This is a genomic window from Aminobacterium sp. UBA4834 (assembly GCF_002400205.1).
GTDB classification, from domain to species: Bacteria; Synergistota; Synergistia; order Synergistales; family Aminobacteriaceae; genus Aminobacterium; species Aminobacterium mobile.
Genome location: NZ_DHFC01000018.1, coordinates 338,974 through 349,999, shown reverse-complemented (window position 1 = coordinate 349,999; position 11,026 = coordinate 338,974). Strand labels below are relative to the sequence as shown.

The following is an 11,026-nucleotide window of genomic DNA, read 5'->3' as shown; positions in this document are numbered from 1 at the left end:
AGATACGATACAGACCGTTTTTTTCCCTATTAATATTGTTAAAAAACGGTCTGTATCGTATCTTATCTCTACAGAAAGCTATGTAGGTGTGGCAGTTCCCCAGTCGTCTATAATTTCCAGAGAGGGGAAGCTGGGAGTTTTTTTGGTGGAAGGAAATTATGTTCGATTCAAGGAAGTGAAAGGATTCCCTCTTTCGGATCATTCTTTTTTTATTTCTGATGGTCTTCAGCCGGGCAATATTATTTTGCTTCGAGCAGATCACGCTAGGGAGGGCAGAATAGAGTTATGGTAGAGCAGGATATTCAAAAAAACATAGAATCTATACGAATTAAAATTGAAGAAAGTGCTCGCTTAAGCGGGCGGAGCGGAAAAGATGTTACATTAATAGCAGTAACGAAAACACGTTCAGTAGAAGAGATGGTCTTTGCCATACAGCACGGGGGAATCTCGGCTATTGGAGAAAATAGGGTTCAAGAAGCCTTGGAAAAGAAAAAGCAGTGGCCAGAAGATGTTGAAGTAGAGTGGCATCTTATCGGTCATTTACAGAGAAACAAAGCTCGTAAAGCCTTGGAATCTTTTCATATGATTCAATCTGTAGATTCCATTTCTCTTGCGGATACATTACAACGTATCTGTTCTGAAGAGAATAGAAGCATCCCCATTTTGCTGGAAGTGAACACATCTGGGGAGGAGTCAAAACATGGCGTAGCATCAGAACAGGCAGAAACTCTGCTTGAACATGTTCAAGAGACGTGCCCTCTACTCTCTTTAAAGGGATTTATGACAGTTGGTCCACTTTCTGAAGATGAAATGTCAATACGGAAAGCCTTCGCTTCTTTACGGGAACTTCGTGATCGCTTGGAAGTTTCAAGTGGTCTTCCTTTACAGGAACTTTCTATGGGAATGAGCGGAGATTTTGGGTGGGCTATAGAGGAAGGAAGTACCATGGTTCGCGTTGGGTCGGCTATTTTCGGGGCCCGATCGTATTGATCCTCTTATATGTGGAGGTGGTTGAATGTTCGAGCGCCTCATGGCGATACTCGGTCTTGCTGAATATGATTACGATGAAGAGGGAATGACCGGATCGCCAGACAGTCCTTCGGTTCAAGCCGAAGAGGATTTGGAGGAACGGCAGAGCAGGGTGTTAAAAACTCCTCCTGTCCAGGCTCAAGTGGTTTTATGTCGGGGGAATCTTTGTCTTGATCGCAGAGAAGAGTTGGGAGAGGCCCTTCATAAAGGGCAAATGGTTATCGTTGACCTCAGAAACATGGATCGCGATGTAGGGCAGAGCGTATTGGATTTTCTTTGTGGAGTAGCTTTTGCTATGCGTGGTGACGTGGCGAGAATATCTCCAGGAGTCTTTGTCGCCTCTCCACGAAAAGGGATTGTAGAGGAATGGAAGGAGGAACACCGTGCCTGAGCTTATAACGGCGCTGGATGTAGAAAGCAAAACCTTTTCCAGGGCATTGAGGGGATATGATCCTGATCAGGTAGACGACTTTCTTGACCAGATAGTAGAAACACTTCGCCTTATGGCTGAAAAAACGACTGATCTGGAAAGGGATATTCAGCGTTTGGAAGACCAACTCAAAGACTATAACAACTTGAAAGACACATTACAGGAGACGCTCCTCATGGCTCAACGAAGCGCTGAGGTGAAGACAGAAGCTGCCAAACAGGAAGCTGATGCCATTATCTCTGAGGCACGGGCTAAAGGGGAACGTATTGTATTTGAAGCTATGAACCAGCGTGATGCTTTTAGGCGAGATGCTCTCAGACTTCAGGAAATGAAGCGTACTTTCAAAAGCGACATGGCCGCGTTGCTCTCTAAATACACCTCTATGCTCGAAACGTTGCATGAAGAGGAGACTCTTGAGGAGAGCCAGCCAGAGTGAGGGAAAAAGATTCCACAGTGTCTGTACGCTTCGTAAAAGGAGTGGGAGCTGTACGGGAGAGGCTCTTGAACCGCCTTAATATCAGGACGGTTCAGGATTTGTTACTCTATTTCCCTCGTCGATATGAAGACAGGCGGGGTCTGACTCCTCTGAGCAGCTTAGAGCCTGGCTCCACAGCCTCTTTAATAGTCCGGCTTGTGACCATGGAAAAACATCGAACGTTGCGGGCAGGATTAACTCTTACTCGTGCCCTTTTTACAGATGGTCGGGATTTTGTACATGCAGTATGGTTTAATCGGAGAGGGTTAGAACGAATTCTGACACCAGGGAAGGAAGTCGCCTTGTATGGCCTGGTGGAGCATCGTTATGGGCAAATGCAGGTGACGAATCCTGAATTTGAGGTATTAGACGAAGGGGAAGATCCAGATTCTGTAGGGCATATAGTGCCAGTGTACCCTCTTACGTTGGGATTGCAACAGCGCTGGTTCAGGAAACTAGTCCGATCCTGTCTTGAGGCAGAAGAATTTTGCCCTGCAGAACATTTGCCGGCTCATATCTGCTCAAAGTACAATTTCCCACCTCTTTCTGATGCTGTCTTTGAGATGCATTATCCTAGTGCAGGGGCTCCCTGGAAAGCAGCACGGGATCGCTTGGCTTTCGACGAGTTTTTTACTCTTCAAGTAGGCTTAGCTCTTCGCCGTGGGGAACGATCCCGGTTGGCGGAGAAAGCACCTCTGTTGCCTCGTGAGGGTGAGTTAAAGAAGCGTTTCCTGTCAGACGTTATTCCCTACCCCTTAACGTCCGCTCAAAGGAGGGTGGTGGGGGAGATTTCCAGCGATCTCGCTCAGGAGATACCTATGCATCGACTCCTTCAAGGCGATGTGGGGTCGGGGAAAACTGTAATAGCAGTTTTAGCCCTGCTCCAAGCTGTGGAGGGAGGGTTTCAGGGAGCTTTTATGGCCCCTACCGAAATATTAGCTCAGCAACATTTCTATAGGTTGTCTTCGTACCTAACTCCCTTAGGCGTATCAGTCGAGCTCTTGGTAGGCTCTCTTTCTTCACGGGATCGGCAGGATGCTTTACAAAGAATAGAAAGAGGAGAAGCCCATGTTGTTGTTGGAACCCACGCGCTCTTTTCCGATCCAGTCTCTTTTCATAAATTGGCATTAGCGGTTATAGATGAACAACATCGTTTTGGCGTCTTACAGAAAAACGCTCTTAGAAACAAAGGGACACAGGAAGGACAAGCTCCTCATGTATTGGTTATGACGGCTACTCCGATCCCTAGAACTCTCACGCTTTCAGTATATGGGGATCTCACAGTATCTGTTATCGATGAGATGCCCCCTGGCCGCCTCCCCACGAAGACATGGTGGCTTCGTAAAAAAGAGACCCATCGACTTTGGCCCTTTCTCAGGGAGCGACACAGTGAAGGGGAGAAAATGTATTGGGTCTGTCCGTTGATAGAAGAGAGCGAATCTTTAGCCGTTGCCTCTGCTACAGAACGATACGAGCAGATATGTTCCATCTTCCCTGATATAAGAACAGGGTTGCTTCATGGCCAACTTCCTCAAGAGGAAAAAGAGGCTACAATGAGGAAGTTTACTGCTGGTGAAATCGATCTTCTTGTGGCTACCACTGTGATTGAAGTGGGGGTTGACGTTTCTGAGGCTACTGTTATGGTTGTTGAGGACGCTCATCGTTTTGGCCTTTCTCAGCTTCATCAGCTTCGGGGCAGGGTTGGACGTGATGGACGGCAAGGATATTGCATTCTCTTGGGAGATCCCACAACAAGAGGAGGCGTACAGCGTTTAAAGGTAATGTGTGCTACCACTGATGGATTTAAAATAGCCGAAGCAGATTTGAAACTTCGTGGTCCAGGAGAAGTTTGTGGGGTTCGACAACATGGAATTACTGATTTCAGAGTAGCCGATTTGTTGAAAGACCGTGCTTTGCTTGAATTGGCTCGTAGAGAAGCTTTTGATTTGGTAGCAGAGGATCCCTACCTTTCTCAAGAGCCTGAACTTTATTCTCATGTCCTTCAGACAGTAGGGAAATATTTGGATTTGGCGGGTATCGCATGACAGTGTTGTATAATTTTGAAAGATATGTTCTCCGACTATTGGCGCGGGGGGCGTATACATGTTGGCAGATTCGAGATAAACTCATGAAGAAAGGAGCTACAGAAGACGTAGCTCAGCAACTTGTGGAAAAATATACAGAACTTGGCTTTTTGGATGATGAGGCCTATAGTATTCTTTTCATAGCATCTCATACCAGTTGGGGAGATAGAAAGTTACACGATGAACTCCATAGGCGAGGAGTCCATCGTGATTTAATTTTGAAAGTGCTGGAGGAAGCGGAACCCGACGAAGAAAGCCGGGCTTGCAGCTTGGTAATAGAATGGAGTTCTCAGGGTATAGTCTCTGAAAAAATACGAGGAAGGCTGATTCGGAGAGGTTTTTCTCTTCATTCCGTTAGAAAAGCTTTGGAAAGGACTTGTGAGCCCTTCTATTGACCTGTAAAATATAATCCTCAGCACGACGTGTGCGGTCTTAAAAATCTAGTGACAGCACCTTGAAAATAAAATGAGGAGTGATAGGCCAATTATGCAAATTATGACTGCAATTTTAGGAATAGCTGCAGGCCTGGCTGCTGGTGTTGCGGCTGGGTTTATGCTTTCGAAAACTATTGGAGCAAAACACCTTGAAAATGCTAAACTTCAGGCGGAAGCGCTCTTAAAAGAGGCTTTACAAGAAGGAGAACAGCGGAAGCGTGAAAAATTGACGGAAGCGAGAGAAGAGGCTTATCGGCTCCGTCAGGAAGTGGAAAGGGAAAATAAGGATCGTCGAGCCGAGTTACAGCGGGCGGAGCGGCGCCTTGAGCAGAAAGAGGAGAATCTCGATAAAAAAATTGATCGGGTTTCTCACAAGGAAGAAGAGCTTCGGCTTCGCCGAGAGGATCTTGAAAAAAAGATAGCTGAACTTGATACCTTGAGACAGGAACAGGTCGTTCGTCTGGAAGAGATTGCACAAATGTCTCAGGAAGAGGCGCGAGAGATATTGTTGACCCAGACCGAAGATAACATGCAGCACGATCTCGGTATGTTAGTAAAGGACCTTGAAGAGAGGGCTCGACGAGACGCAGAAAAGAAAGCCAAAGAGATTATTGTTACGGCAGTTCAGCGATGTTCTGTAGATCAGACCTCTGAAGTGGCTGTAAGTGTTGTGCCCCTGCCTTCCGACGAGATGAAAGGACGTATTATTGGCCGTGAAGGGCGTAACATTCGTTCTTTCGAGACGTTAACAGGCGTAGATCTTATTGTTGATGATACTCCTGAGGCTGTGACGTTGAGCAGTTTTGACCCTGTACGCAGAGAAGTTGCCCGTCTCTCTTTGGAACGGCTTGTGGCTGATGGCAGAATTCATCCAGCCCGTATTGAAGAGCTGGTAGAGAAGGCCACAAAAGATGTGGAAGAGCAGATTCTGGAGGCTGGCGAAACAGCCCTTCTCGAAACAGGAGTTAAGAATATGCACGATGATCTTATACATCTTATTGGGCAGTTGAAATACCGCTATAGTTACGGGCAAAATGCATTGCAGCATAGCTTGGAGGTCGCTCATTTGGCGGGTATCATGGCGGCAGAGCTTGGTTTTGATGAGGAATTGGCTCGTCGTGCAGGATTGCTTCATGATATAGGAAAGGCTGTGGACCACCAGGTAGAAGGGCCTCACGCTCTGATCGGTGCTGACATAGCCAAGCGTTACAATGAGGCTCCAGAAGTGGTTAACGCTATAGCGGCCCACCATGAAGATGTGGAACAGAATACTGTATATGATGTTATTATCGCTGCTGCTGACGCTGTAAGCGCTTCTCGTCCCGGAGCACGAAGAGAAAGTCTCGATGCGTATATTAAGCGACTTGAAAAACTAGAGGAAGTTGCCAAGTCCTTTAAAGGGGTCAGCAAAGCTTTCGCTATTCAGGCTGGGCGCGAAGTACGCGTTGTGGTCTCTCCGAATGTAACAGATGAGGGTGTAGTCTATAAATTAGCCTACGATATTGCCCGAAAAATAGAAGAAGAAATGAAATATCCAGGGCAAATCAAAGTGACCGTTACGCGAGAAATACGAGCTACAGAATATGCAAAGTAGGCTATAAAAGTTATGAGAATACTATTTATAGGAGACATAGTAGGACGCCCAGGTCGAAAGACCTTGTCAATTTTGTTACCCCAACTGAAAAAAGAGTTTGCGAAAATTGATTTTATTATTGTGAATGGAGAGAATGCTGCGGCAGGAAAAGGTCTGACAGAAAAGATAATGAATGATCTTTTTGATATGGGAGTCGATGGGATTACCTCGGGGAACCATATATGGGATCGTTCAGACTTCTATTCTGTTCTGGATGAAGAAATTCGGGTAGTACGACCTGCCAACTATCCCCCGGGATGTCCCGGACAAGGGGTTAGTGTGCTATCTAAAAATGGGAAGAGATTAGCTCTCTTAAACCTCCAGGGGAGGGTTTTTATGCCCGATCTGGATTGTCCATTTCGCAAGGCTGATGAAATTCTAGAAGAGCTGAATGGAGTTCCTGTCCTTGTAGATTTTCATGCAGAGGCTACTTCTGAGAAGAGAGTTTTGGGTTTCTATCTAGATGGGAGAGTTTCAGCTTTCCTCGGAACCCACACTCATGTTCAGACTGCAGATGAAGAAATTTTACCCGATGGAACAGCTTATATATCGGATGTGGGTATGACAGGTGCTCACCGAAGTGCTATCGGAATGACTCTTGAAAGCGTTCTTCCTCGTTTCTTGACAGCGCTTCCCTCTCGATTCCAGGTGGCGGAGGATGATCTTCGTCTCTGCGCTGTGCTTATTGATGTGGAAGAAGAAACAGGAAAAGCTCTTTCTATACAGAGAATCATGAGATTTCTGCCAAAAGAAGACTAAGTATAGGTTCAATATGTGTAAGTAAAAGAGACCATCCCAAAAAATCGGGATGGCCTCTTTTTTATTGTACGTATGAAATTCTCAATTATTTTTATGAAACGCCTCTTTTTGCTGGCATTGCGAAATCAACAAATGCGGGGGAGCATCTCCCCTACAGGCATGTCGACAACACGCATCCCGCCTATCTCTGTTATGAGAGCCACCATCCCCGGGTGCTCCTCTGTAACCGTTCCTATAAGGGATGCCTCTTTGCAGAGAGGATGGGCATGCAATTGCCTCAAAATGTCTTGAGTCTGAGAAGGATCCACGGCTATGGCTGCACATCCTTCACAAGCGAGATAGAGAGGATCAAAACCTAAAATATCACAGACAGACTGCACTGTTTCCCGGATAGGGATGTTTTTTTCTACAAGCTCAATCCCTATCTTTCGACCTTCCGCCCATTCGCACATAACAGTGCCAAGACCACCTCGAGTGCAATCTCGCATACATCGAAGCCCCTCTATGTCCAGGAGGGGTTCCAGCATATTCCATAAAGGAGCGCAATCACTCTCAAGCCCCTCTGGCGTCAAATCAAAACGACTCGCACCGATTGTTGCGCCATGTCGGCCGATAGAGGTGGAAACAATAATGCTATCCCCTGGCTTAAGGCGATCCATTCCCAGCGGGTAGGAGGTAACCTGTTCTCCTACAGCACAAGTAGTAATGAAAAGCCCTTCTACGTGTCCTTTCGGGACAACTTTTGTATCCCCCGCTACGAGCTTGATATCAAGATGATGACAAATATGGGCGGCACTTTCCATGTATCGCGCAAGTTCTGATATAGGAAGCCCCTCTTCTGCCACTACGCTCATGGCGATGAATTGGGGACGAACGCCTCGAACGGCTAAATCGTTTGCACTGCCGCATATGGCCAATTCCCCAATATCCCCCCCTGGAAACTCACGAGGAGACACGGTGAAACTATCTATAGTTATGCCATATTTTCCCCACACTAACGCACAATCCTCAAGCTCGGGAACTGTATCCTTAGAGGAGAATGCACCGAGAATAGCTTCTATTAGGTTTTGAGTTAAGCGTCCTCCGCTTCCGTGGCCAAGGGTAATTTTTTCCAAGAAGATACACCTCTTCTATTATATTTATAGTATGCAGAACATGAACCTTCGCTAGAAACCATACAAGGCCCTATCGGCGTCATGGGTGTGCATTGAGCAGCGAAAAGGGGACATTGGCTGGGTACTAAATGTCCGGACAGAATATCTCCACATCGACAGCCGTGAGGCGGTGGAGGAGTTGGTATAGTGAGTTCCAGTTTGGGAATAGCGTCAAAGAATGAATATGAGTCTTTTAATTGATACCCCGACTGGGGGATGACACCCAGCCCTCTCCAGGATGCAGAGCATGATTGGAACACAGAATCAAGGAGGTTCAGGGCTTTGAGGTTCCCCTCGGGTCTCACTGCTCGGGGATATAAAGAGTGGAGGGCCGCTGTGCAAGATGTCCTCTGAAAAGTAAGATCCGCTATAGCTAAAAGAATATCCATAGGTTCAAAGCCGGCAATAGCACAGGGGATGCCATACTCTTTTGATATAAATCTGTAGCCGGAATGGCCCAGAATAACGCTCACATGTCCAGGAAGGATAAAACCATCAATCTGTAAGACGGGGTCTTGTACAAGTTGCTTTAATACCGGCGGGGTTTTTTTATGGAAACAGAGAATAGAAAAGTTCCGCACCCTTTCCTTTGCTGCTTCCAGAATTGTAGCAGCTGTGGCAGGAGCTGTTGTTTCGAAACCGACAGCTAAAAAAACAACCTCTTTTTTAGGATGTTCCTTTGCGAGGTTTAGCGCTTGAGCTGCACTGGTGACTACTTGCACCTCGCGACCTTCGCTCTTTTTCCCTGCTAGGGAACCGTGAGTTCCTGGGACCCGAAGCATATCTCCATATGTAGCGATCATAATACTAGGAGTATCAAGAAGATCTATAGCGCAATCAATTTCGCCCTGATCTGTTACGCAAACTGGGCACCCAGGTCCTGACAGAAGAGAGATATTTGGAGGGAGGAGAGAGCGGATCCCCGAACGAAAAATGGAAACAGTATGAGTTCCACAAACCTCCATGAAAGTCAGCGGTTCCGAAGCCCTTTGAGAAATAGCTTCTATTATCGTGCGGGAAGATTTCATATTAGGCTTCAAGATCTTGGCCTGCATAGCGATAGATCTCATCCCAAAGAATTTGTAACTCTGCTGATTCGTTAGGCTCCAATTTCTCTATGGCAAAACCGGCATGCACAAGCACCGTATCCCCTATTACGACAGACTCTAACAAATCCGTTCGTATTTCAACCTGAACAGATCCTGCCATAGCTATGGCCCGATGTTCATCGAGAAGAGTTTTTATCTGATGAGGAACAGCCAGACACATCTTGTCAACCACCCCTTTCCCCATGCCATTTTACTCTATATTATCCTTCCTGCAACGGATAGTGAAAAAGCATTTTTACTACATTTGATTTTCAATGAAGAACTACAAAATCAAAATACATGGTGTATAATTGCAATACATTCAAGTAAAGATTGAATAATGTCAATCTTGATCTTTTTATTACAGAGCTCTGCGGTGCATGGCTTTGAAGGAGGTGGGAGAGTTACCGCATGAGGGTGATGGAATGACGGAGTGAGCTTTGGAGTAAAAATAAGTAAAGGGGGGTTTTACAGAAGATGAGTAGTAATGGAGAAAGAGAACAGTGGGGAAGTAAAATAGGATTCATTTTAGCTGCCGCCGGATCAGCCATAGGTCTGGGCAATATATGGAGATTCCCCTACATTACAGGACAAAATGGAGGAGGAGCTTTTGTCGTAGTTTATGTTGCCATTGTATTTATCATAGGCTTTTCAGTAATGCTTGCGGAGATAGCTATAGGACGCCGGGCCCAACTCAATGCTGTGGGATCCTTCAAGAAATTGAAAGGCGGGGCATGGTCTATTGTGGGATGGATGGGCGTTGCAGCAGGGTTTATTATTCTCTCTTACTATGGAGTTATCGGTGGTTGGACTATTAAGTATATTATAAGTTCATGGACAGGCCTCATGGAGGCTGGAGCTGCTGGAAAAGCAGGCGACGTTTTTGGCGGATTTGTTTCAAATACCTTCCAGGTAGTGCTTTATCAAGCTCTTTTTATGCTTGCTACTATTTGGGTTGTTTATCGAGGGATAGGGGAAGGTATTGAAAAATACTGCAAAATTCTTATGCCGGCGCTTTTTGTCATTCTCTTAGTTTTGATTGTCAGATCATTGACCCTTGATGGGGCTGGCAAGGGAGTGGAGTTTTATTTAAAGCCAGATTTGTCTAAGGTTTCGAGAGATACATTCCTTGCGGCGCTTGGTCAGGCCTTTTTCTCGCTTTCTCTTGGTATGGGATGTATGGTTACCTACGGAAGTTATTTAAATAAAGAAGCTACTATCCCCAGCGCTGTTTTTCAGATTTGTTTTCTCGATACAATGGCAGCTTTGATGTCGGGACTTGTTATATTCCCAGCTGCTTTTGCTTTTGGAGTTGAAGCCGGAGCCGGAGTGGGCCTGACATTCGTAACTCTTCCTTCTGTCTTCGCGAAGATGCCAGGAGGTCCCCTATGGTCATCTCTTTTCTTTATTCTTGTTTTCATAGCGGCCCTTACATCGGCCATCTCACTTTTGGAAGTAGTTGCGGCCTACTTTATTGATGAAATGAACTGGGGACGACCGAAGGCGGCTTGGCTTATGGGATTAACCATATTCCTTCTGGGAATTCCGTCAGCTTATTCACTCACGGGGAATTTGAAGATAGCAGGGAAAGATTTTCTTGATGCGGCGGATTTTCTTGCCTCTAATATTTTATTGCCCCTTGGCGGTCTCTTTATCGCGCTCTTTGTGGGATGGATTTGGACGGAGGGGGCGAGAAAAGAAGTTAGCAACGATGGGACCTATCATTTTAGTATTATGGAAGCTTGGATATGGGTTTGTCGTACAATAGCTCCTATCGCTATTGCTATTATTTTCTGGCAGGGGCTGAGGTGGTAATGGGGAGAAGTAATTGCTCCAATTGATAGAGAAAAAGTGAATTTGTGCAGTTATAATAAGGTAGGGGAATTCCCCTACCTTATGTATACTTTAGCAAATATGAGAAAAGTTTTGCTTTTCACAAG

General features: G+C 45.9%; 12 protein-coding genes. 9 read left to right on the top strand and 3 right to left on the bottom strand.

Going from position 1 to position 11,026, the window contains the following annotated elements; translation table 11 throughout:
• From B3L97_RS08215 to B3L97_RS08180, 8 genes are all read left to right on the top strand, one after another.
• Positions 1-292 (top strand): HlyD family efflux transporter periplasmic adaptor subunit (locus B3L97_RS08215; RefSeq protein ID WP_286934801.1); only part of this gene is annotated, 292 nt, incomplete at its 5' end.
• Positions 286-990 carry a YggS family pyridoxal phosphate-dependent enzyme gene (locus tag B3L97_RS08210; RefSeq protein WP_286934800.1) on the top strand — a complete coding sequence of 235 codons (705 nt, stop codon included), beginning with the start codon at positions 286-288 and terminating at the stop codon, positions 988-990. The genes B3L97_RS08215 and B3L97_RS08210, both read left to right, overlap by 7 nt.
• Before the next feature lie 25 nt (positions 991-1,015).
• Positions 1,016-1,420, top strand: coding sequence for a cell division protein SepF (sepF, locus tag B3L97_RS08205; RefSeq protein WP_024821854.1), 405 nt, complete (start codon positions 1,016-1,018; stop codon positions 1,418-1,420).
• A complete protein-coding gene (locus tag B3L97_RS08200; protein ID WP_286934799.1) occupies positions 1,413-1,895 on the top strand; it encodes a DivIVA domain-containing protein in 483 nt (160 codons plus the stop codon). The genes sepF and B3L97_RS08200 overlap by 8 nt, the downstream gene beginning before the upstream one ends.
• Positions 1,892-3,979, top strand: coding sequence for an ATP-dependent DNA helicase RecG (gene recG, locus B3L97_RS08195; protein WP_286934797.1), 2,088 nt, complete (start codon positions 1,892-1,894; stop codon positions 3,977-3,979). Before B3L97_RS08200 ends, recG begins: the two co-directional genes overlap by 4 nt.
• The gene (locus B3L97_RS08190) at positions 3,976-4,413 is read left to right on the top strand and encodes a regulatory protein RecX (protein ID WP_024821857.1); all 438 of its coding nucleotides are present in this window, start codon (positions 3,976-3,978) and stop codon (positions 4,411-4,413) included. Before recG ends, B3L97_RS08190 begins: the two co-directional genes overlap by 4 nt.
• A 91-nt stretch (positions 4,414-4,504) precedes the next feature.
• Complete coding sequence (gene rny / locus B3L97_RS08185) at positions 4,505-6,046, top strand: ribonuclease Y (RefSeq protein WP_286847411.1); 1,542 nt, start codon at positions 4,505-4,507, stop codon at positions 6,044-6,046.
• A gap of 12 nt (positions 6,047-6,058) precedes the next feature.
• Positions 6,059-6,844, top strand: coding sequence for a TIGR00282 family metallophosphoesterase (locus tag B3L97_RS08180; RefSeq protein WP_024821859.1), 786 nt, complete (start codon positions 6,059-6,061; stop codon positions 6,842-6,844).
• Between the two features lie 125 nt (positions 6,845-6,969).
• Here B3L97_RS08180 and hypE read toward each other — a convergent pair whose 3' ends face one another.
• The 3 genes from hypE to B3L97_RS08165 are packed head-to-tail and all read right to left on the bottom strand — an operon-like array spanning position 6,970 to position 9,291.
• Positions 6,970-7,959, bottom strand: coding sequence for a hydrogenase expression/formation protein HypE (gene hypE / locus B3L97_RS08175; RefSeq protein ID WP_286847412.1), 990 nt, complete (start codon positions 7,957-7,959; stop codon positions 6,970-6,972).
• A complete protein-coding gene (gene hypD / locus B3L97_RS08170; RefSeq protein ID WP_024821861.1) occupies positions 7,917-9,053 on the bottom strand; it encodes a hydrogenase formation protein HypD in 1,137 nt (378 codons plus the stop codon). Before hypD ends, hypE begins: the two co-directional genes overlap by 43 nt.
• A complete protein-coding gene (locus B3L97_RS08165) occupies positions 9,028-9,291 on the bottom strand; it encodes a HypC/HybG/HupF family hydrogenase formation chaperone (RefSeq protein WP_245587079.1) in 264 nt (87 codons plus the stop codon). Before B3L97_RS08165 ends, hypD begins: the two co-directional genes overlap by 26 nt.
• A gap of 272 nt (positions 9,292-9,563) precedes the next feature.
• On the opposite strand from B3L97_RS08165, the gene B3L97_RS08160 reads away from it, so the two are divergent.
• Complete coding sequence (locus B3L97_RS08160) at positions 9,564-10,901, top strand: sodium-dependent transporter (RefSeq protein ID WP_286934796.1); 1,338 nt, start codon at positions 9,564-9,566, stop codon at positions 10,899-10,901.
• The last annotated feature ends 125 nt before the right edge of the window (positions 10,902-11,026 follow it).